The organism is Pseudomonas sp. RW407 (assembly GCF_003176655.1).
Classification (GTDB): Bacteria; Pseudomonadota; Gammaproteobacteria; order Pseudomonadales; family Pseudomonadaceae; genus Pseudomonas; species Pseudomonas delhiensis.
This window is the reverse complement of the sequence record NZ_QGSL01000107.1, coordinates 1,902,733-1,924,159: the sequence shown is the minus strand read 5'-3', so window position 1 is coordinate 1,924,159 and position 21,427 is coordinate 1,902,733. Positions and strand designations below refer to the sequence as shown.

General features: G+C 68.9%; 19 protein-coding genes. 11 read left to right on the top strand and 8 right to left on the bottom strand.

The features are described from left to right. Positions 1–2: 2 nt before the first annotated feature. Genes DK254_RS32760 through coaBC form a run of 3 tightly spaced genes read right to left on the bottom strand, consistent with a single transcriptional unit; the run spans position 3 to position 4,318 of the window. A complete protein-coding gene (locus DK254_RS32760) occupies positions 3–2,609 on the bottom strand; it encodes a phosphomannomutase/phosphoglucomutase (RefSeq protein WP_109937160.1) in 2,607 nt (868 codons plus the stop codon). Between the two features lie 37 nt (positions 2,610–2,646). After that, on the bottom strand, positions 2,647–3,102 hold the full coding sequence (dut, locus tag DK254_RS32755; RefSeq protein WP_109937159.1) for a dUTP diphosphatase: 456 nt from the start codon (positions 3,100–3,102) through the stop codon (positions 2,647–2,649). Between the two features lie 7 nt (positions 3,103–3,109). Next, the gene (gene coaBC / locus DK254_RS32750; RefSeq protein WP_089390751.1) at positions 3,110–4,318 is read right to left on the bottom strand and encodes a bifunctional phosphopantothenoylcysteine decarboxylase/phosphopantothenate--cysteine ligase CoaBC; all 1,209 of its coding nucleotides are present in this window, start codon (positions 4,316–4,318) and stop codon (positions 3,110–3,112) included. 140 nt (positions 4,319–4,458) lie between these two features. Between coaBC and radC the strand changes: the two genes are divergently transcribed. Next, positions 4,459–5,133, top strand: coding sequence for a DNA repair protein RadC (gene radC, locus DK254_RS32745; RefSeq protein WP_089390752.1), 675 nt, complete (start codon positions 4,459–4,461; stop codon positions 5,131–5,133). A gap of 45 nt (positions 5,134–5,178) precedes the next feature. Here radC and DK254_RS32740 read toward each other — a convergent pair whose 3' ends face one another. Continuing rightward, positions 5,179–6,750: an ABC transporter substrate-binding protein gene (locus DK254_RS32740; RefSeq protein WP_109937158.1), complete on the bottom strand. Its 1,572-nt coding sequence runs from the start codon at positions 6,748–6,750 to the stop codon at positions 5,179–5,181. A gap of 367 nt (positions 6,751–7,117) precedes the next feature. Between DK254_RS32740 and rpmB the strand changes: the two genes are divergently transcribed. Together rpmB and rpmG are read left to right on the top strand one after the other, a co-directional pair. Beyond that, positions 7,118–7,354 (top strand): 50S ribosomal protein L28, encoded by a 237-nt coding sequence (gene rpmB, locus DK254_RS32735; RefSeq protein ID WP_009614118.1) that lies wholly within the window; start codon positions 7,118–7,120, stop codon positions 7,352–7,354. A gap of 12 nt (positions 7,355–7,366) precedes the next feature. Next, positions 7,367–7,522 (top strand): 50S ribosomal protein L33, encoded by a 156-nt coding sequence (gene rpmG / locus DK254_RS32730; RefSeq protein ID WP_009614117.1) that lies wholly within the window; start codon positions 7,367–7,369, stop codon positions 7,520–7,522. Positions 7,523–7,801: 279 nt separating this feature from the next. Here the strand turns inward: rpmG and DK254_RS32725 are convergent, their stop codons facing one another. Then, the gene (locus DK254_RS32725) at positions 7,802–8,164 is read right to left on the bottom strand and encodes a cupin domain-containing protein (protein ID WP_109937157.1); all 363 of its coding nucleotides are present in this window, start codon (positions 8,162–8,164) and stop codon (positions 7,802–7,804) included. 269 nt (positions 8,165–8,433) lie between these two features. Here DK254_RS32725 and DK254_RS32720 point away from each other — a divergent pair, with 269 nt between their 5' ends. Continuing rightward, positions 8,434–9,927 (top strand): aldehyde dehydrogenase, encoded by a 1,494-nt coding sequence (locus DK254_RS32720; RefSeq protein WP_109937156.1) that lies wholly within the window; start codon positions 8,434–8,436, stop codon positions 9,925–9,927. Positions 9,928–10,097: 170 nt separating this feature from the next. Continuing rightward, on the top strand, positions 10,098–11,267 hold the full coding sequence (locus DK254_RS32715; protein WP_109937155.1) for an MFS transporter: 1,170 nt from the start codon (positions 10,098–10,100) through the stop codon (positions 11,265–11,267). 148 nt (positions 11,268–11,415) lie between these two features. Here DK254_RS32715 and DK254_RS32710 read toward each other — a convergent pair whose 3' ends face one another. The 3 genes from DK254_RS32710 to dadR all read right to left on the bottom strand — a co-directional run bounded on the left by DK254_RS32710 (position 11,416) and on the right by dadR (position 14,926). Beyond that, entirely contained in the window at positions 11,416–12,969 is a 1,554-nt protein-coding gene (locus DK254_RS32710; RefSeq protein ID WP_109937154.1) for a phospholipase D family protein, read from the bottom strand. Between the two features lie 43 nt (positions 12,970–13,012). Continuing rightward, on the bottom strand, positions 13,013–14,332 hold the full coding sequence (locus DK254_RS32705; protein WP_109937153.1) for an FAD-binding oxidoreductase: 1,320 nt from the start codon (positions 14,330–14,332) through the stop codon (positions 13,013–13,015). Between the two features lie 105 nt (positions 14,333–14,437). After that, positions 14,438–14,926 carry a transcriptional regulator DadR gene (gene dadR / locus DK254_RS32700; protein WP_009614106.1) on the bottom strand — a complete coding sequence of 163 codons (489 nt, stop codon included), beginning with the start codon at positions 14,924–14,926 and terminating at the stop codon, positions 14,438–14,440. Positions 14,927–15,088: 162 nt separating this feature from the next. On the opposite strand from dadR, the gene DK254_RS32695 reads away from it, so the two are divergent. The 6 genes from DK254_RS32695 (at position 15,089) to alr (ending at position 21,376) form a co-directional block, all read left to right on the top strand. Beyond that, positions 15,089–17,647, top strand: a complete 2,559-nt coding sequence (locus DK254_RS32695; RefSeq protein ID WP_109937152.1) for a YdbH domain-containing protein — start codon at positions 15,089–15,091, stop codon at positions 17,645–17,647. 16 nt (positions 17,648–17,663) lie between these two features. Then, positions 17,664–17,855: a YnbE family lipoprotein gene (locus DK254_RS32690; protein ID WP_089390761.1), complete on the top strand. Its 192-nt coding sequence runs from the start codon at positions 17,664–17,666 to the stop codon at positions 17,853–17,855. An 11-nt stretch (positions 17,856–17,866) separates the two neighbouring features. Continuing rightward, positions 17,867–18,211, top strand: a complete 345-nt coding sequence (locus DK254_RS32685) for a YdbL family protein (RefSeq protein WP_109937151.1) — start codon at positions 17,867–17,869, stop codon at positions 18,209–18,211. Between the two features lie 352 nt (positions 18,212–18,563). Further along, a complete protein-coding gene (gene dadA / locus DK254_RS32680; RefSeq protein ID WP_009614100.1) occupies positions 18,564–19,859 on the top strand; it encodes a D-amino acid dehydrogenase in 1,296 nt (431 codons plus the stop codon). Then, positions 19,834–20,187 carry a RidA family protein gene (locus tag DK254_RS32675; protein ID WP_109937150.1) on the top strand — a complete coding sequence of 118 codons (354 nt, stop codon included), beginning with the start codon at positions 19,834–19,836 and terminating at the stop codon, positions 20,185–20,187. The genes dadA and DK254_RS32675 overlap by 26 nt, the downstream gene beginning before the upstream one ends. Positions 20,188–20,296: 109 nt before the next feature. Then, a complete protein-coding gene (alr, locus tag DK254_RS32670; RefSeq protein ID WP_109937149.1) occupies positions 20,297–21,376 on the top strand; it encodes an alanine racemase in 1,080 nt (359 codons plus the stop codon). The last annotated feature ends 51 nt before the right edge of the window (positions 21,377–21,427 follow it).

Genomic DNA, 21,427 nt, shown 5'->3' with positions numbered 1-21,427 from the left:
GGTCAGAAGGGGATGGTCAGGGCGGGGTCGACCGCCTTGAGCTGGGTACGGAACACGTCCTTGATGCGTTCCAGTTCGGCTTCGGAGTCCGCCTCGAAGCGCAGCACCAGCACCGGCGTGGTGTTGGAGGCGCGTACCAGGCCCCAGCCCTTGGGATAATCGACACGCACGCCGTCGAGGGTGGTGAGGTTGGCCTCGCCCCACTGGCCGTCGCGCTGCAGCGCCTGGATCAGGGCGAACTTGCTCTCGTCGGTGACGGTGATGTTGATTTCCGGTGTTGAGACGTCCAGCGGGAAGGCCGAGAACACATGCTCGCTGTCGCGTTTGTCGAGGCTGATGATCTCCAGCAGGCGGGCGGCGCTGTAGATGCCGTCGTCGAAGCCGAACCAGCGCTCCTTGAAGAAGATGTGGCCGCTCATCTCGCCGGCGAGCAGGGCGCCGGTCTCCTTCATCTTCTTCTTGATCAGCGAGTGGCCGGTCTTCCACATCACCGGGCGGCCGCCGTAGCCGCTGATCAGCGAGATCAGGCGGCGGGTGCACTTGACGTCGAAGATGATGTCGGCGCCGGGGTTGCGCGAGACCACGTCCTTGGCGAACAGCATCAGCAGGCGGTCGGGGTAGATGATGGTGCCTTCGTTGGTCACCACGCCCACGCGGTCGCCGTCGCCGTCGAAGGCCAGGCCGAGGTCGGCGCCGGTTTCCCTGACCTTGGCGATCAGGTCTTCCAGGTTCTCCGGCTTGCCCGGGTCCGGGTGGTGGTTGGGGAAGGTGCCGTCGACGTCGCAGTACAGCGGGATGACGGTGCAGCCCAGGGCCTCGATCAGTTGCGGGGCGATCACGCCGGCGACGCCGTTGCCGCAGTCCACCACCACTTTCAGCGGCTTGGCCAGGGCGATGTCGTCGCGGATCTGCTGGAAGTAGCGCGGCAGGATGTCCAGCTGCTGCACGTTGCCCACGCCGGAGGCGAGGTCGTTGTTCTCGATGCGCTCGCGCAGGGCCTGGATCTGCTCGTTGGCCAGGGTCTCGCCGGCGACGACGATCTTGAAGCCGTTGTAGTTCGGCGGGTTGTGGCTGCCGGTGAGCATCACGCCCGACTTGCCTTCCAGGACGTTGGCCGCGTAGTACAGCACCGGGGTCGGCACCATGCCGATGTCGGTGACCTGGCAGCCGCAGTCGAGCAGGCCCTGGATCAGCTGCTGGACCAGTTCCGGGCCCGACAGGCGGCCGTCGCGGCCGACGCTGACGCAGGGCTCGCCACGGGCCAGGCTCTCGGAACCGATGGCGCGGCCCACCCAGTAGGCGGTTTCGGCGGTCAGGGTGTCGCCGACCACGCCGCGGATGTCGTAGGCGCGGAAGATGCTGGCGGGCAGTTGCGGTGCTTTGGGCGTGCTCATGGCGGGGGTTTGCTCCAATCCCAGGAGGTCCTGGTCTTCATCAAGAATGTCGATGTCCAGAATGTCGGTGTTCTGGAACAGTGGGTCGACCAGCTGCGTCTCGGCGCTGGCCGGCTTGTCGATCTTCGCCGCCACCGGGCGCGGCTCGGGCGCTGGTGCGGGGCTGGCGGGGGCCGGGGGCTCGGCCTTGCGCCTGGGCTGCCGCGCCAGCGCCTGGGCCAGCGGTTGCAGTGCGGCCAGGCCGACTTCAGGTGCTTTGGCAGTGCGCGGGCCACCGAGTTCCTGCAAGTACTGACCGATGGCCTGGGCGTCCTGGCGCAGGCGCCGTTGCAGGGCGCTCTGGGCGAGGTACACGCCCAGCAGCGCGCCGGCCAGGGCCAGCAGCGCGGCGCAGCCCAGCAGAGCCGGGGAGTACAGGGTCGCGGTCAGGGCCGGGCCGGGGGTGAAGCTGAGTTTCCAGTTCGGGTTGCCGCTGGCCAGGTTCAGCGGCGCCCCGTCGCCGGCCTCGCCGCGTTGCAGCAGGACCTGCGCCGGCGAGCTGCCGAACTGCTGGGCCAGTTGCAGCTGGCCGGTGTCGGCGGGCATGTCCGGCAGGGCCTTGAGCAGGCGCTGCAGGTCGAAGACCAGCATCAGGCTGCCCTGGATGGCGTTGTCCGGGCCGCGCAGCGCGGTGGCGCTGTACAGCAGCCAGCGCTGGCCGACGCGGTAGGCCTCGGGGGCGACGTTCTGCCCGCTCTCGGCGCGGCGCAGCATGTCCAGGGCGGCGTAGTTCAGCGGGCCGGGGCGCTGGTTGTCCTGGCTGGCCTGGCCGCTGGCGTTGAGGTGGACGTCCACCAGGCCGTCCTGGCGCCAGTGGGCGAGGGTGGCCTCCAGGGCGCGGGTGCTGTTGGCATCGGCCAGCGCCGGCAACAGCGCGGGGTTGGCCGCCGCGCTACGGGTGTCGGCGGCGAGCTGGAGCAGGGCCTGGCGCAGGGCGCCGGACTGGCTTTCGCCCCAGGCGCCGGCCAACTGCTGGCGGTGCATCTGCTCGGCGCTGCCGAACAGGCTCAGCCACAGCAGGGCGCCGGCGGCGGCCACGCCGAGGGTCGCAACGCCCAGGGCCGGCAGCAGCGACTTCAGTTCCGGCCGGGACGTCGGGCCCGCCGAAACCTTCGGCGGCGGGGCGACTTCCGGCAGGTCGGCCGTTCCCTTGGCAGTGCGTTGGAAAAGTTTCATGCAACATCTCCTCGGCGAATCGTCCTGGAGGATTGTGTCAGTGGCTGCCGGAGTGCCCGAAACCACCGGCGCCACGCTGGCTCTCGTCGAAGCTGTCGACCAGCTCGAAATGCGCCTGCACCACCGGCACCAGCACCAGCTGGGCGATGCGCTCGCCAATGGCGATGGTGAAGGGGGTGTCGCCGCGGTTCCAGCAGGAGACCATCAGCTCGCCCTGGTAGTCCGAGTCGATCAGCCCGACCAGGTTGCCCAGCACCACGCCGTGCTTGTGGCCCAGGCCCGAGCGCGGCAGCACCAGCGCGGCCAGGCCGGGGTCGGCGATGTAGATGGACAGGCCGGTGGGGATCAGCAGCGTCTGGCCCGGTTCGAGGACGGTGTCCTCCTTGAGCATGGCGCGCAGGTCCAGGCCGGCGGAGCCGGGGGTGGCGTACTGCGGCAGGGGGAATTCGGCGCCCAGGCGCGGGTCGAGGATCTTGGCTTGCAGGGAATGCATCGGGTTCTCAGTGCTGGTTCAGGCGGTCGGCGATGAAGGCGATCAGCTGGCGGGCGATCTTGCCCTTGCTGGTCTGGGCGAAGGCAGTTTCGTGCAATTCGCGGTCGATCACGGTGATCGCGTTCTCTTCGCTGTTGAATCCGATCGAGGGATTGGCCACGTCGTTGGCCACGATCAGGTCGAGGTTCTTGTCCTTGAGCTTGCGCGAGGCGTACTCCAGCAGGTTCTCGGTCTCCGCGGCGAAGCCCACGCTGAACGGCCGGTCGGCGCGCTGGGCGAGGGTGGCGAGGATGTCCGGGTTGCGCACCAGCTGCAGCAGCAGGCCGTCGCCCTTGGTCGGGTCCTTCTTCAGTTTCTGCGCGGCCACCACCTCGGGGCGGTAGTCGGCCACCGCGGCGGCGGCGATCAGCAGGTCCGCCGGCATCGCGGCCTCGCAGGCGGCGAGCATGTCGCGGGCGCTGACCACGTCGACGCGGCTCACCCGGTCGGGCGTGGGCAGGTGCACCGGGCCGGTCACCAGGGTCACCCGCGCGCCGGCTTCGGCGGCGGCCTCGGCGAGGGCGAAGCCCATCTTCCCGGAGCTGTGGTTGGTGATGTAGCGCACCGGGTCGATGTTTTCCTGGGTCGGGCCGGCGGTGATCAGCACGTGCCGGCCGGTCAGCGAGAGGAACTGGAAGCAGTCGGCGGCGCGCTGGGCCAGCTCCTCGGCCTCGAGCATGCGCCCCGGGCCGACGTCGCCGCAGGCCTGGCTGCCGGCGGCCGGGCCGAAGAAGCGCAGGCCGCGGCCGCGCAGCAGCTCGGCGTTGGCCTGGGTGGCCGGGTCGCGCCACATGGCCTGGTTCATCGCCGGGGCCAGGGCGACCTGGGCGTCGGTGGCCAGCACCAGGGTGGTCAGCAGGTCGTTGGCCACGCCCTGGGCCAGGCGCGCCATGACGTCCGCGGTGGCCGGGGCGATCAGCACCAGGTCGGCCCAGCGGGCCAGCTCGATGTGGCCCATGGCCGCTTCGGCGGCGGGGTCGAGCAGGTCCAGGTGCACCGGGTGGCCGGACAGCGCCTGGAGCGTCAGCGGGGTGATGAACTCACGGCCGCCCTGGGTCATCACCACGCGGACTTCCGCGCCCTGGTCGCGCAGGCGGCGGACCAGTTCGGCACTCTTGTAGGCCGCAATACCGCCGCCCACGCCGAGAACGATGCGTTTTCGATAGAGCCGCTGCATAGGCCCGCCTTATCTTCGGAATTGGATGACGCGCGTCTGGGCCGGAGACGCCTCCCCAGGCCTCCGGTCGCGCGAAAGGGACGGGCTAAGATAGCACAGCGCCCGCCCCGGCACAGCGGGCGGCTCGACAGGGAGGCTGCATGAGCATTCGTCACTGGCCCGCCGCGGAACGCCCGCGGGAAAAACTCCTGGAACAGGGCGCTGGCAGCCTCAGCGATGCCGAGCTGCTGGCGATCTTCCTGCGCACGGGCGTGGCGGGCTGCAGCGCGGTGGACCTGGCCCGGCGCCTGCTGAAGGAATTCGGCAGCCTGCGCGCGCTGCTGGAGGCCGACCAGGCCAGCTTCAGCAGCCACCTGGGCCTGGGCCGGGCGAAGTACGCGCAACTGCAGGCGGTGCTGGAAATGGCCCGCCGCCACCTGGCCGAGCAGCTGCGCCGCGACTCCGCCCTGGAGAGCCCGCAGGCGGTGCGCGACTTCCTCAAGGCGCGGCTGCGCCACGAGGCCCACGAGGTGTTCGCCTGCCTGTTCCTCGACGGCCGGCACCGCGCCCTGGCCTTCGAGGTGCTGTTCCACGGCTCCATCGACAGCGCCAGCGTGTACCCGCGCCAGGTGGTCAAGCGCGCCCTGGCGCACAACGCCGCGGCGCTCATCCTCACCCACAACCATCCGTCGGGCATCGCCGAGCCGAGCCAGGCCGACCGCGTGCTGACGCGGCGCCTGAAGGACGCCCTGGCGCTGGTGGACGTGCGCGTGCTCGACCACTTCATCGTCGGCGACGGCGAGCCGCTGTCGATGGCGGAGATGGGCTGGGTCTGACGCGCGCCGGGCGGCTGGCAGCGGCCACCCGCCCGGCGAGGAGCCTCAGAGGCTGACCTTGGAGAAGTCCTGGCGGCCGAAGGGGTTCACGGCGTAGCCCTTGACCTCCTTGCGCAGCAGCACCGAGGCCGTGGGGTGCGCCAGCGGCAGCCACAGGGCCTGGTCGTGGATCAGCCGCTGGGCGTCGTGGTAGAGCGCGCTGCGCTTGTCCTGCTCGCTGAGCGCCTTGCCCTGGCTGATCAGGCTGTCCAGCTTCGGGTCGCAGAAGCGCGCGAAGTTCAGCCCGGACTTCACGCTGGCGCAGGAGAATTGCGGGGTGAGGAAGTTGTCCGGGTCGCCGTTGTCGCCGGCCCAGCCCATGAACAGCAGGTCGTGCTCGCCGGCCTTGGCGCGGCGGATCAGCTCGCCCCATTCGATCACCCGCACCTCGGCCTTGACGCCGATCTTCGCCAGGTCGGCCTGCAGCAGCTGTGCGCCCAGGCTCGGGTTGGGGTTGAGCAGGCTGCCGCTGGGGCGCGTCCAGATGGTGGTCCTGAAGCCGTCCTTGAGCCCGGCCTTTTCCAGCAGCGCCCGGGCCTGGGCCGGGTCGTAGGGGTAGCCGGGAATGTCCTTGGCGTAGCTCCAGGTGTTCGGCGGGTAGACGCCCTCGGCGGCGCTGGCGCTGCCCTCGAACACCGACTTCAGGTAGGTCTGGCGGTCGAAGGCGAGGTTGATCGCCTGGCGCACCTCGGGCTTGTCCAGCGGCGGGTGCTGGCTGTTCAGGGCGACGAAGGCGGTCATGAATGCCGGCGTCTGCTCGACGCGCAGGGCCGGGTCCTTGGCCGCGGCCTCGACGTCCAGCGGCTTGGGCGACAGGGCGATCTGGCATTCGCCGCGCTTCAGGCGCTGCAGGCGCACGTTGGCGTCGGGGGTGATGGCGAACAGCAGGTTGTCCACCGCCGGCTTGCCGGCGAAGTAGTCCGGGTTGGCTGTGTAGCGGATCTGCGCGTCCTTCTGGAAGCGCTTGAACACGAAGGGGCCGCTGCCGATGGGCTGGGCGTTGAGCTTCTCCGGGGTGCCGGCCTTCATCAACTGGTCGGCGTACTCGGCGGAATAGATGGAGGCGAAGCCCATGCTGAGCATGGGCAGGAAGGTGGCGTCGGGGTGGCTGAGGGTGAAGCGCACCTGGTGTTCGTCGACCTTCTCCAGGCCTTTTATCAGGGCCGGCAGCTGTAGCGACTGGGCGTGGGGGAAGCCGCTCTGCGCCACCTTGTGCCAGGGGTTGGCGGGGTCGAGCATGCGCTGGAAGCTGAACAGCACGTCGTCGGCGCCCAGTTCGCGACCGGGGTTGAAGTAGTCGGTGTGGTGGAACTTCACCCCGGCGCGCAGCCTGAAGTCGTAGGTCAGGCCGTCGGCGGAGACCGTCCAGCTCTCGGCCAGGCTCGGCACCACCTTGCCCTGCGCCGCGTCGAACTCCACCAGGCGGTTCATCAGCACGTCGGCCGAAGCGTTGGTGGTGGTCAGGGCGTTGAACTGCACGACGTCGAAGCCATCGGGGCTGGCCTCGGTGCAGACGCTGAGGGTGCTGGCGCCGGCCAGGGCGGGGGCGAGCAGCAGGGCGAGGGGAAACAGACGCATGACGGACTCCGGAAATGGTGGGAAAATGCCCGTCCCGTGGGCTGGGCGCAGTCATGCAAGGCCGTTGTCGGCCTTGAACCGGCTACCCTAGACCAAGCCGCGGCGGCCGACAACGGTGAAAGGCGACGAACGGCAACGGCGGCGGGCCGCGGCCGCGCGGCGCCGGCATGTGGATAAGCTGCCTGCGCCCTTGCGGCTCTAAGTGCCTTTCTGATATAAAGCTGCGCTCTTTTCTGGGGCCCTGCCCCGTCGACTCGGAATCGAGCGGCGGACGGGCAGGTAAGACCCGGGTGGAAAACCGAGTATCAACGAGTTCAAGCAGCCAACCCATGCCGGGTTTGGCATGTGGTTTACAGAGGGCTGAGCCATGTCGAGAGTTTGCCAAGTGACCGGTAAGGGTCCGGTTACCGGGAACAACATTTCCCACGCACACAACAAAACCCGCCGCCGTTTCCTGCCGAACCTGCAGCACCACCGTTTCTGGGTTGAGTCCGAGAAGCGCTTCGTACGCCTGCGCGTTTCCGCCAAGGGCATGCGTATCATCGACAAGCGTGGCATCGAGGCCGTCCTGAACGACCTGCGCGCCCGCGGCGAAAAATTCTAAGGAGCTGCAATCATGCGTGAACTGATCCGTCTGGTGTCCAGCGCCGGTACCGGCCACTTCTACACCACCGACAAGAACAAGCGCACCAAGCCTGAGAAGATCGAGATCAAGAAGTTCGATCCGGTCGTTCGCAAGCACGTGATCTACAAGGAAGCCAAGATCAAGTAATTGATCCGGCCCTTGCGAAGAAACCCGCCACCTGGCGGGTTTTTTCATGCCTGCGCGTTGGGGTCGTTCGTGCCACCGGGGCGTCCGGCGCGGCCGGTGAATCCCTACGATGAAATATCCGCGCGCACCGACAAACCACTCAGGACAGTCCCCTCTTCCTTCAGGTCGGGGCGCATAGCCGAGGGTTGGGGAGAGGGTGCTCTTCCCCCCAATACATACGCCCCCGGCAAAAACAAAAACGCCGCTTTAGAGAAAGCGGCGTTTTTCGTCGAACGGCTATCAAGCCTTCTGTTCGAAGATCACATAGACCTTGCGGCAGGGCTCCAGCACCTCCCAGGTGCCCTTGAAGCCGGCCGGGATGACGAAGCGGTCGCCGGTGCGCACGGTCTTGGCGCCGCCGTCGGCGTCGCGGATCACCGACACGCCCTGGAGTATCTCGCAGTACTCGTGCTCGGTGTAGCTGACGGTCCAGTGGCCGACCGCGCCTTCCCAGATGCCGACGTTGAACTGGCCGCAGGGGCTGGCGTAGTGGTTGCGCACGCTTTGCTCGGGATCGCCCTTGAGGACCTTCTCCGGCGCCGGGCGGTAGTGCTCGGCGGCGGTGCCGGCCTGGGCGAAGTCGACGATCTGCTCGATGTTCATGCTGACTCTCGTTTTATTGTGGGTTGTGCGAGTGCCGCGCCCCTGCGGGCGGGCCCGGACGGAGGCGGAATCGATCGAGTCTATGTTTAATAAAACGAACGTGACAAGGCGTTTTGGCCCTAAAGTGTCAAAAATATTGAAAATTCGCCCATCCCGGTTTAGGGTGGCGGACAGCGTGGCCCTCGCGCCGCCTTGCAGAATTTCTGACAGCGCGCCCTTCCCCCGGGCGCCGGGACTTCATAAGTAATTCAATAAGAGGACAAGTTGTCATGAGTACCCTCACTCGCGCCGACTGGGAAGCTCGCGCCCAGAACCTGAAGATCGAAGGCCGCGCCTTCGTCGATGGCCAGTACGTCGACGCCGTCGATGGCGCCACCTTCGATTGCATCAGCCCGGTGGATGGCCGCTTCCTGGCCAAGGTCGCCAGCTGCGACGCCGCCGACGCCGAGCGCGCCGTGCAGGTTGCCCGCGCCGCCTTCGAGGCCGGCGTGTGGTCGCGCCAGGCCCCGGCCAAGCGCAAGAAGATCATGATCCGCTTCGCCGAACTGATGATGCAGCACGCCGAAGAGCTGGCCCTGCTGGAAACCCTGGACATGGGCAAGCCGATCAGCGACGCGCTGAACATCGATGTCGCCAGCGCCGCCAACAGCATCCGCTGGAACGCCGAAGCCATCGACAAGGTCTACGACGAAGTCGCCGCCACCCCGCACGACCAGTTGGGCCTGGTCACCCGCGAAGCCGTGGGCGTGGTTGCCGCCATCGTACCGTGGAACTTCCCCCTGCTGATGTCCTGCTGGAAGCTCGGCCCGGCCCTGGCCACCGGCAACTCGGTGATCCTCAAGCCGTCCGAGAAGTCGCCGCTGACCGCCATCCGCGTTGCCCAGCTGGCCATCGAGGCCGGCATCCCGAAAGGCGTGCTGAACATCCTGCCGGGCTTCGGCCATACCGTGGGCAAGGCCCTGGCCCTGCACATGGACGTCGACACCCTGGTGTTCACCGGTTCGACCAAGATCGCCAAGCAACTGATGGTCTATGCCGGCGAGTCCAACATGAAGCGCGTCTGGCTGGAAGCCGGCGGCAAGAGCCCGAACATCGTCTTCGCCGACGCGCCTGACCTGAAGGCCGCCGCCGAATCCGCCGCCAGCGCCATCGCCTTCAACCAGGGCGAAGTCTGCACCGCCGGTTCCCGCCTGCTGGTGGAGAAGTCCATCAAGGCCGAGTTCCTGCCGCTGGTGGTCGAGGCGCTGCAGGCCTGGAAACCGGGCAACCCGCTGGACCCGGAAACCAACGTCGGCGCGCTGGTCGACACCACCCAGATGAACAACGTGCTGAGCTACATCCAGGCCGGCCACGACGACGGCGCCAAGCTGGTGGCCGGCGGCAAGCGCACCCTGGAAGAGACCGGCGGCACCTACGTCGAGCCGACCATCTTCGACGGCGTGACCAACGCCATGCGCATCGCCCGCGAGGAAATCTTCGGCCCGGTGCTGTCGGTGATCGAGTTCGAGGATGCCGAGGAAGCCGTGCGCATCGCCAACGACACCCCGTACGGCCTGGCCGCCGCGGTGTGGACCGGCAACCTGTCCAAGGCCCACCTGATCGGCAAGGCCCTGCGCGCCGGCAGCGTGTGGATCAACCAGTACGATGGCGGCGACATGACCGCGCCCTTCGGCGGCTTCAAGCAGTCGGGCAACGGTCGCGACAAGTCGCTGCACGCCTTCGACAAGTACACCGAGCTGAAGGCCACCTGGATCAAACTGTAAGACGATCCTGGCCTGAAAGCAGGTCGGCCCCGCGCGTTCGCCGGGGCCGGCTCTGACGAAGAGCCATACCCGCGGCCGGGTTTCCCCATGGGGAGCCCGGCCGCTTTGCATTGCGCACCGGGCTCGGCATCTGGCCCGGAGTGCGCTCCGGATGGAACGGGAGAACGACAATGCGTTGGGGTGCCTATTCCGCTGTCTGCCTGTCGGTCATCAGCATCGGCCTGGCCCTCGGCCTGACCATGCCGCTGGTGTCCCTGCGCCTGGAGGGCTGGGGCTACGGCAGTTTCGCCATCGGCGTGATGGCCGCCACACCGGCCGCCGGCGTGCTGCTCGGCGCGCTGATCTCCGGGCGCCTGGCCGCGCGCCTGGGCACGCCGCGGCTGATGCGCTGGTGCCTGCTCAGCGGGGCCTTTTCCGTCGGCCTGCTGGCGTTGCTGCAGAGCTACCCGGTGTGGCTGCTGCTGCGCCTGCTGATCGGCGTGCAACTGACCGTGGTGTTCATCCTCGGCGAAAGCTGGATCAACCAGTTGGCGGTGGAGAAATGGCGCGGCCGCCTGGTGGCCCTGTACGGCACCGGCTATGCGCTGAGCCAGCTGTCCGGGCCGGTGCTGCTGACCTTCATCGGCACCGCCGACGACCGTGGCTTCTGGCTCGGCGTCGGCCTGCTGGTGTTCGGCTCGTCGCTGTTGATAGGTCGCAGCGGCGCGCCCCGGGTCGATCCGCACAGCGCCTCGGGGCGCGGGCTGTTCGCCTTCTGCGCCAAGCTGCCGGCCGTTGCCTGGGCGGTGGTGCTGTTCGCCGGCTTCGAGGCGATGATCCTCACCCTGCTGCCGGTCTACGGCGTGCGCCAGGGCTTCACCCAGGCGGTGGCGCTGACCATGGTCACGGTGGTGGTGGTCGGCGATGCGCTGCTGCAGCTGCCCATCGGCTGGCTGGCCGACCGCGTGTCGCGCCAGGCGCTGTTCAAGGGCTGCGGCATCGTCCTGCTGCTGAGCAGCCTGGGCATCCCGCTGCTGCTGCACGGGCCGGTGATCTGGCCGGTGCTGGTGCTGTTCGGCGCGAGCGCCGGCGGGCTGTTCACCCTGTCGCTGATCCTCATCGGCGAGCGCTACCGCGATGACGCGCTGGTCCGCGCCAACGCGCACATCGCCCAGCTGTGGGGCATCGGCTGCCTGATCGGGCCGCTGACCACCGGCGCGGTCAGCCAGTGGGTGAGCGGCCATGCGCTGCCGCTGATGATGGCCCTGGGCGCCTTCGGCTTCGTCGTGCTGGTGTGGCGCAAGGGCCTGCCGCCGGTGGAGCTGCAAGGCGACGAGCTGCCCGAGGCGAGCGGGCGCTGAGGCCCGCCGATTGCGCCGAGGCGCTCTTCGTAGGGCGCATAACGCCCCAAGCGTTATCTGCCGTCATCCTGGCGCCGATGTGCCAGCCAACGGCGGATAACCGCGAACGGTTATGCGCCCTACGGTTCCGGGGGAGCATCGGCGGGCCCTACAACATCCTCTCCAGGCCGATTGCGCCGGCGATCCAGGCGTTGAAGCGGCGCCACAGGCTGCCCGGCTCGTGGTGCAGCACCCGTGGGTGGCCGTCGATCTCGTCGACCCAGGTCAGCCGCGGGCGGCTGCCGCCGCGGTCGATGCGCACCTGATAGCTGACGCTGGGCGACATCCCGGCCAGCGCCAGCTTGCGCGTCTGTTCCGCCAGCGCCGGGCTGTCGACGATGACGCCGACCTCGGTGTTCCAGATGATCGAGCGCGGGTCGAAGTTGAAGGAGCCGATGAACACCTGGCGCCGGTCGAAGACGATCGCCTTGCTGTGCAGGCTGGCGCTGCTGGAGCCGCGCACCGTCCAGGGTGCGCCGGCCAGGCGCTGGTCCGGCTGGGCGCGCAGCTCGTGGAGCTTCACCCCGTGCTCCAGCAGGGCCATGCGGTAGGGCGCGTAGCCGGCGTGCACGGCCGGCACGTCGGTGGCCTCCAGGGAGTTGGTCAGCAGGCGCACGCTGACGCCCCGGTCGGCGCGGCCGGTGAGGTAGGTGACGCCGCTGTCGGTGGGCACGAAGTAGGCCGAGACCAGGATCAGCTCCTTCGACACCTGGCGGAACAGCGGGTCGAGCTGGGTGCTCAGTTGTTGCTGCGGGCGGCTCTGGCCGCGGTCCAGGACCTTCAGCGGGTCGTCCCAGATGGCCCGGCCGGGGGCCCAGACCAGGTCGTCGAGCCAGCTGTCGAGGTTGGTCGAGGCGCCGCGCAGGTGCAGGCGCTGCAGGTAGGCCGAGTGGCGAACCCGGCTCTTCTCCAGGTAGCTGTCCAGGTGCCGCCGGGCGCGTTCGAGGTCGGCGCGCTCGGGCTTGCCCCACAGGTAGTCCTCGATGGGCCGGCTGATGGCGCTGTTCCAGTACTGGTCGAAGCTCCGTCCCAGCTCCGCGGCCACCGGGCCGACGCCGAGCAGGTCGAGGTCGCTGAAGTTCATTTCCGCCTTGGCGCCGAAGTACTCGTCGCCCAGGTTGCGCCCGCCGACGATGGCCACGCTGTTGTCGGCCAGCCACAGCTTGTTGTGCATGCGCCGGTGCTGCTCGGCGAGGTTGAACAGGCGCCCGAGGTTGCGCGTGATGCCGGTGCTGCGGCCCAGGTGCAGCGGGTTGAACAGGCGCACCTGGATGTTTGGGTGGGCGGCCAGGGTGCCGATCTCGTAGTCCCAGCCGTCGCTGCTGGTGTCGTCGATCAGCACGCGCACGCGCACGCCGCGGTCGGCGGCCTTGAGCAGCTCGTGGATGAGCGCGCGGGTGGTGAGGCCGTCGTGGACGATGTAGTACTGGATGTCCAGGCTGCGCTGGGCGGCGCGGATCAGCTCGGCGCGGGCGAGGAAGGCGTCGCTGCTGGAGGCCAGCAGGCGGAAGCCGGAGGCGCCGGGGTGCGCCGCCGCGCGCCGCTGCACGGCGTCGCCGAGGGCCGTGCCGCTCGGCGACAGGGCGTGGGAGGGCGTGGGCAGGGGAGCGCTGGCGCAGCCGCCGAGCAACAGCAGCGCCAGCAACAGGAAGCGTTGTAGCAAGCGGGAGTCTCCTGGCGTCCCGGTTGGCGGGACTGCGGAGATTCTAGCCGCTCAGCGCCTCCTTGAAGCGATACCAGGCCATGCCCAGCGCCAGCAGCGGCGAACGCAGCAGCCTGCCGCCGGGGAAGGTGATGTGCGGGACCTTGGCGAACAGCTCGAAGCCGCCGCCCTGCTGCCCGGCGATGGCCTCGGCGAGCAGCTTGCCGGCCAGGTGGGTGGCGTTCACCCCGTGGCCGGAATAGGCCTGGGCGAAGTACACGTTGGGCTGGTCGGGCAGGCGGCCGATCTGCGGCAGGCGGTTGGCGCCGATGCCGATCATGCCGCCCCACTGGTAGTCGATGCGCACCTCGGCCAGGTGCGGGAACACCTTGAGCATCTTCGGCTGCATGTAGGCGGCGATGTCCACCGGGTCGCGCCCGGAGTAGTGGCAGGCGCCGCCGAACAGCAGGCGGTTGTCGGCCGAGAGGCGGTAGTAGTCCAGGGCTACGCGCTGGTCGCACACCGCCATGTTCTGCGGCAGCAGCTCGCGGGCCAGGTCGGCGGGCAGCGGCTCGGTGGCGATGACGTAGCTGCCGGCCGGCAGCACCTTGCCGTCGAGGTAGTTGTTCAGGCCATTCTGGTAGGCGTTGCAGCCGATCACCAGGGTCTTGGCGCGCACGCTGCCCTTGGCGGTGCGCACGCGCACCTCGGCGCCGTAGTCGATGTGGGTGACCTGGGAGTCCTCGAACAGGCGCACGCCCAGGGATTGCGCGGCGGCCGCCTCGCCCAGGGCGAGGTTGAGCGGGTGCAGGTGGCCCGAGCCCATGTCGACCATGCCGCCGACGTAGCAGTCGGCACCGACGATGCCGCGCATCTCCTCCTGCGGGACCAGGCGCAGTTCATGGGTGTAGCCCAGGCCCTTGAGCTCCTCGTAGTCCTCGCGGAAGCCCTCGACGTCCGAGGCCTTGTTGGCCAGGTCGCAGTAGCCCCAGGTCAGGTCGCAGTCGATGCCGTACTTCTCCACGCGCTGGCGCACGATCTGCACCGCCTCCAGGCCCATCAGCTTGAGCTGGCGCACGCCGTCCCTGCCGATCACCGGCTCGAACTGCTCGACGCCGTGGCCGACGCCGCGGATCAGTTGCCCGCCATTGCGCCCGCTGGCGCCCCAGCCAAGCTTGTGGGCCTCCAGCAGGACCACCGAGAAGCCGCGCTCGGCCAGCTCGATGGCGGTGTTCAGCCCGGAGAAGCCGCCGCCGATGATGCACACGTCAGCCTTTTCCTCGCCGGCCAGGGGAGGGCACTCGATGCGACGGTTGACGGTCGCGGCGTAGTAGGAAGGGGCGTGCTGGTCGGTGTGCACCGGGAGGCGAACGCGGGCGTTCATGTGCGATATCCTGATTATTGTGTTGTTAAAATTTTACGCAGGATAAACGCCGACTTCCCGCCACGCCAAGGGGGGAAGCCGCAAAAGTTCGACAGGCTGTTGCGATCAGTCGGGAATCGGCAGGGTCAGGCTTTCCTTGACCTCTTCCATGACGATGTAGCTCTTCGACTCGCGCACGTGGGGCAGCTTCAGCAGGATGTCGCCGAGCAGCTTGCGGTAGGAGGCCATCTCCGAGATGCGCGCCTTCACCAGGTAGTCGAAGTGGCCGGACACCAGGTGGCACTCCAGCACGTGGGGCAGCTTGAGCACCGCGCGGCGGAAGTCCTCGAAGGTGTCGCCGGACTTGTAGTCCAGGCTGATCTCGACGAACACCAGCAGGCTGGCCTTGAGGTACTGCGGGTTCAGCCGGGCGTTGTAGCCCATGATGATCCCTTCGCGCTCCAGGCGCCGCACGCGCTCGGTGCAGGGGGTGGTGGAGAGGCCGACGCGCTCGCCCAGCTCGGTGAAGGAAATGCGCCCTTCTTCCTGGAGGATGCGCAGGATATTGCGGTCGATCTTGTCCAGTTCGCGGCGGCTTTGGTGCTGGGTTCTCATGGAGGCTGCTCGGGGCGGTGCTTATGGTTGGTGATTGTCGCCAAATATAGACGTTAAGCCAGTGGATATCACTGCCCCTTGATCTTCTGCGGGCACGCCGCCAGCCTGTTCCCAGGTCCGCGCCGGATGCGCGGGCCTTCCATTCCGCCGCTGGAGCCTGGCATGCGCTCGACCCGTACCCGAATCCTGCTGTTGCTGGCGCTGCTCGTGGTGCTGCTCGCCGTCTGGGCGGGGCAGGCCTGGCAGCGGCTGCTCGCGGAGCAGGGCGTCACCCGCCTGGACTGGCAGGGGCCGGGGATTTCATTGGACGGCCTTGCACTGAAACAGCTGGCCGTGACGCGGGAAAAATCCGCTTCGCGCCTGGATATCCAGGCCGACCAGCTGCGCCTGGGTTGGCCGCGGCGCATCGACGGGCGCTGGCGCCTGGGTGGCCTGGAACTGCAGCGGCTGCACGTGGGGTCCTGGCCCTCCGCCGCGGCGACGGACGCGCCGGGGGAGTGGCCGACGCCCGACCAGGTGGGCCTGTGGCTCGGCCTGCTGCCGCAGCGGGCCGTCTTGCAGCGCGCCGAGTTCGAATTGCCCTGCGCTGGGCAGCAGCGCTGCACCCTGGTCGGTAGCCTGCATTGGCAGCAACTGCCCGGCAATGCCGCGTCCCTGGCCGCCGAACTGCAGCAAGGCGGCCAGCGCCTGGCCCTCGACGGCACTCTGCGCCCGGAACAGGACGCCTGGCGGCTGGCGCTGAAGGCCGATCTGGATGGCGAACGCCTGGCCGACCTCGACGCCAGCTGGGCGCCGGCCGAGCGCCATTGGCGCGGCAGCCTGGCCAGCCCTGGAGTGCCGCCGCTGGATGCCGTGCGCGCCTGGCTGGCGCCCTGGTTGCCGACGCCGACCCTGCCGGTTTCCCTGCCCGAGGCCGGGCGCCTGCGCCTGAGCTGGGACAGCACCCTGGGCGGCGACGGCCCCTGGCCGGACTGGCCCGCCCTGCGCGACAGCCAGGGCGAGCTGGAGCTGGCCATGCAACTGCCGCAGCCCTGGCCGCTGCCGGGCCTGGGCGCCCTGCAGGGCGACCTGCAGCTGCGGGCGGCGGCGACCCAGCCGGGGCAATGGCGGCCGCGGGTGCTGGACGGCGACCTCTACCTGGCCGACCTCTATGGCGACTGGTTGCAGGCGCTGCCGGTGGGCCTGCGCCCGGCCAGCCTGCGCCTGGGCCTGCAACCGGACGACAGCGCCCCCGGCGCGGTACGCCTGGACCTGCGCGGCAAGGGCGCCAGCGAGCTGCGCCTGCAGGGCGTGCTGGCGCTGGTCGAGGGCGAAGCCTTGTCCCTGGCCCTGAGCCAGGCCCGCCTGCAGGCCCAGGTGCCGGACCTGCAACTGCCCGGCCTGCGCCTGGGCAAGGCGGCGCTCGACCTGCCGCTGGACGGCGAGATTGGCCAGGCCGCGGCCAGCCTGCGCCTGGGCAAGGGCGCCAAGCTGAGCCTGGGCAGCCTGGCCGGCCCCCAGGGGCTGAAGGCCAGCAAGCTCAGTGCGACGGCGGACAAGGCCAGCCTGGCGCTGGGCTACGCCGCCGGCCAGCCCTTCAGCCTGGGCTTCGACGGCGCCGTGCAACTGGCGGTCGGCGAGCTGCGCCAGGCGCACCTCAGGCCGCTGGCCTGGAGCTACCAGGGCCAGCTCGGAGCCGGCCTGGCCCAGCAGCAGCTCAAGGGCCGGTTGCAGAATAGCGGGGGCCTGGCCGCCGACGTCGAGTTGCGACACCAGGCCGATGGCGCCCTGGACGTTACGGCGCAACTGCCGGAATTCTTCCTGCGCAGCGGCAACCCGCTGGCGGCCAGCCTGGCCGACTGGCCGGCGCTGCTCAGCCTGAACAACGGCCGCCTGCAGGCCCGCGCGCAGTGGCGCCTGCCGCCGGGGCAGGGCGCCCAGCAACTGGACCTGACGCTGAACGGCCGCGGCCTGGAAGGCGTCTACGACCGCAGCGAAATCCACGGCCTGGACGGCGAGGCGAAGCTGCAGCTGCGCGGCTCGCAGCTGACGCTGCAGTTGCCCGGCCTGCGCGTGGCGCAGCTCAACCCCGGCGTGCTGCTCGGGCCCCTGCAGTTCCAGGGCGGCTACAGCGCCGGCCTGGACCAGCCGCTGGCCGGCCGCCTGGACTGGCGCCAGGCCGAGCTGAAGCTGTTCGGCGGCCGCGCCTGGCTGGACGCCGGCGTGCTGCAGCTGGCCCGCGACAACCCGGCGCAGAGCCTGCACCTGCAGGGCGTGCTGCTGGAGGAAATCCTCAAGGCCTACCCCGCCGAGGGCCTGGCCGGCAACGGCATCCTCGACGGCGAGCTGCCGCTGCTGATCGGCCCGGCCGGGCTGCGCATCCAGGGCGGCCAGGTGGCCGCGCGGCAGCCGGGCACCCTGCAGTTCCGCTCGGAGAAGATCCGCGCCCTCGGCCAGAGCAACCCGGCCATGCAACTGGTGGCGACCATGCTCGACGACTTCCGCTACGAGCGCCTGGCCAGCCGCGTGGATTATGCTGAGGGCGGCCGCCTGCTCCTGGCCCTGGCCATCAGCGGCCGCAACCCGGCGCTGGAGCAGGGGCGGCCGGTGAACCTCAACGTCAACCTGGAGGAGAACATCCCGGACCTGCTGACCAGCCTGCAGCTGAGCGACCGGGTCAGCGACACCATCCGCAAGCGCGTGCAGGAACGCCTGCGCAACCCGCCACCTGCCGCGCCCTGATCGCAAGGAGAACCGCATGCGCCCAAGCGCACTCATCGCCGTCCTGGCCCTGCTCGGGCTCAGCCAGGGCTGTACGCCGACGGTACAGCTGGCGGCGCCCAAGGAGCCGATCAACATCAACCTCAACGTGAAGATCGAGCACGAGATCTACATCAAGGTCGACAAGGCCCTGGATGGCATCATCAACGAGAACAGCGGTCTGTTCTGAGGAGCTTCTACATGACACTGCGCAGCAAACTCGGCGTCGCCCTGCTGGCCCTTTGCGTCAGCCTGCCGGCCCTGGCCATGAGCCTGGAGCAGGCCATGTCGGCCCTGGGCGGGGCCAAGGCCCAGGGCCTGGTCGGCGAGCAGCCCGACGGCTATCTCGGGGTGGTCAGCAACAGCGGCCAGGCGGCCGACATCGCCGCCCAGATCAACGCCGCGCGCCGCGCCGAGTACCAGAAGGTGGCCGGCCAGAGCGGCGCCAAGCTCGGCGACGTGGAGGCCCTGGCCGGGCAGAAGGCCATGGACCGCACCCCGGCCGGGCAATACATCCAGCTCAACGGCAAGTGGGTGCGCAAGTAAGGGGATTTCCCTGGTGGCGCCGCCTGTCGGGCGGCGCCTGCGACCCGCCGTCGCGGCAGCGCTTATTCCTGCCGGCCCCGCCCCCGGCGGGAGTAATTCCCGTGTTCGCCGAAGCCCACCGAATTAGTTGCTGAAAACCGCGATCCGACATAGTTGCATGGCTATGGGTTTTTCAGGTGTTTTTGTGGATTGTCTGGTGGATGCGCCTCCATGAAAGGCCTTTCTGCCAAGAATTTTCTTCAATTACAGCCTGTTAAATAGTGATTATTTCTGCGCTCGAATTCCTATACTGCGCGCATCTGACGTTCAAAATAAGAAACGTCGCGTGCCCCACGCGACGTAGGAGGCAGCGATGCGCGTTCTGGTCCTTGGCAGCGGTGTGATCGGCACCGCCAGTGCTTACTATCTGGCCCGTTCCGGCTTCGAAGTGGTGGTGGTCGACCGCCAACCCGGCCCGGCCCTGGAAACCAGCTTCGCCAACGCCGGCCAGGTTTCCCCCGGCTACGCCTCGCCCTGGGCCGCCCCGGGCATCCCGCTCAAGGCCATGAAGTGGCTGCTGGAGAAGCACGCTCCGCTGGCCATCAAGCTCACCGGCGACCCCAGCCAGTACGCCTGGATGTGGCAGATGCTGCGCAACTGCAACGCCGCCAGCTACGCGGTGAACAAGGAGCGCATGGTGCGCCTGTCCGAGTACAGCCGCGATTGCCTCGACGAGCTGCGCGCCGAGACCGGCATCGCCTACGAAGGCCGCACCCTGGGAACCACCCAGCTGTTCCGCACCCAGGCCCAGCTCGACTCCGCCGCCAAGGACATCGCCGTGCTGGAAAGCTCCGGCGTGCCCTATGAAGTCCTCGACCGCGCCGGCATCGCCCGCGTCGAACCGGCCCTGGCCAAGGTGGCCGACAAGCTGGTCGGCGCCCTGCGCCTGCCCAACGACCAGACCGGCGACTGCCAGATGTTCACCACCAAGCTGGCCGAGCTGGCCCAGGGCCTGGGCGTGGAGTTCCGCTTCAACCAGAACATCCAGCGCCTGGACTTCGCCGGCGACCGCATCAACGGCGTCTGGATCGATGGCCAGCTGGTCACTGCCGACCACTACGTGCTGGCCCTGGGCAGCTACTCGCCGCAGATGCTCAAGCCGCTGGGCATCGACGCCCCGGTCTATCCGCTCAAGGGCTACTCGCTGACCGTGCCGATCACCAACCCGGACATGGCGCCGACCTCGACCATCCTCGACGAGACCTACAAGGTCGCCATCACCCGCTTCGACCAGCGCATCCGCGTCGGCGGCATGGCCGAGATCGCCGGTTTCGACCTGTCGCTGAACCCGCGCCGCCGCGAAACCCTGGAAATGATCACCACCGACCTCTACCCCGAGGGCGGCGACGTCAGCCAGGCGACCTTCTGGACCGGCCTGCGCCCGGCCACCCCGGACGGCACCCCGATCGTCGGCGGCACCCGCTACCGCAACCTGTACCTGAACACCGGCCATGGCACCCTGGGCTGGACCATGGCCTGCGGTTCGGGCCGCTACCTGGCCGACCTGATGGCGAAGAAGCGCCCGCAGATCAGCACCGACGGCCTGGACATTTCCCGCTACAGCAATGCCTCGGAGGCCCAGAATGGTCATCCAGCGCCTGCACACTAATGGCCGCATGAGCCAGATCGTCGTCCACAACGGCACCGTCTACCTGGCGGGCCAGGTGGGCGACGACATGGGCGCCGGCATCGAACAGCAGACCCGCGAGGTCCTGGCCAGCATCGAGCGCCTGCTCGAGGAGGCCGGCAGCGACAAGACGCGCATCCTCTCGGTGACCATCTACCTGAAGGACATCGATGCGCACTTCGCTGGCATGAACGCCGTCTGGGACCAGTGGCTGCCGCAAGGCACCGCCCCGGCCCGCGCCACCGTGGAGGCCAGGCTCTGCGAGCCGGAGATCCTGGTGGAGATGTCGGTGGTCGCGGCGCTGCCGTAAACCTTTGCGTGGGGCCTGGTCGGATTGCCAGGCCTTTTTTTGCTTCATGGCCTTCGCCGGGCGAGTCCGCCCGCGAATCGTCGTACCCGAATAACAGAGAGTTCCCGCCATGCGTCCAGCCCGTGCCCTGATCGACCTCCAGGCCCTGCGCCACAACTACCGCCTGGCCCGCGAAGTCAGTGGCGCGCGTGCGCTGGCGGTGGTCAAGGCCGATGCCTACGGCCACGGCGCGGTGCGCTGCGCCAGGGCCCTGGAGGCGGAAGCCGACGGCTTCGCCGTGGCCTGCATCGAAGAGGCCCTGGAGCTGCGCGAAGCCGGCATCCGCGCGCCCATCCTGCTGCTGGAAGGTTTCTTCGAGGCCAGCGAGCTGGAGCTGATCGAGCGCCATGACTTCTGGTGCGTGGTGCACTCGGCCTGGCAACTGGAGGCCATCGAGCGAGCGCGCCCGGCCAGGCCGCTGACGCTCTGGCTGAAGATGGACTCGGGCATGCACCGCGTCGGCTTCTTCCCGCAGGACTACGCCGCCGCCCTGGCGCGCCTGCAGGCCCTGCCGCACGTGGCCAAGGTGGTGCTGATGAGCCACTTCGCCCGCGCCGACGAGCTGGACTGCGCGCGCACCGAGGAGCAGGTCGCCGCCTTCGAGGCCGTGCGCGCCGGCCTGGGCCAGCCGTTCGAGGTCAGCCTGCGCAACTCCCCCGGCATCCTCGGCTGGCCGGGCGTGCCCAGCGACTGGGTGCGCCCGGGCATCATGCTCTACGGCGCCACCCCCTTCGAACAGGCCCAGCCGCTGGCCGACCAGCTGCGCCCGGTGATGACCCTCGAGTCGCAGGTCATCGGCGTGCGCGAACTGCCGGCGGGCGAGCCGGTGGGCTATGGCGCGCGCTACGTCGCCGAGCGCCCGGTGCGCGTCGGCGTGGTCGCCATGGGTTACGCCGACGGCTACCCGCGCCATGCGCCGGACGGCACCCCGGTGTTCATCGACGGCCAGGCCAGCCGCATCATCGGCCGGGTGTCCATGGACATGCTCACCGTCGACCTCACCGACCTGCCCGGCGCCGGCCTTGGCAGCCGCGTCGAGCTGTGGGGGCCGAACGTCCCGGCCAGCGCACTCGCCAGCCTGTGCGGCAGCATCCCCTACCAATTGTTCTGCAACCTCAAGCGCGTACCGCGTGTCTACAGCGGCGACTGAGCGACGAACTGTGTAAAGTTTGCGCAGTATCTGAGACCGATCTGTTGTAAA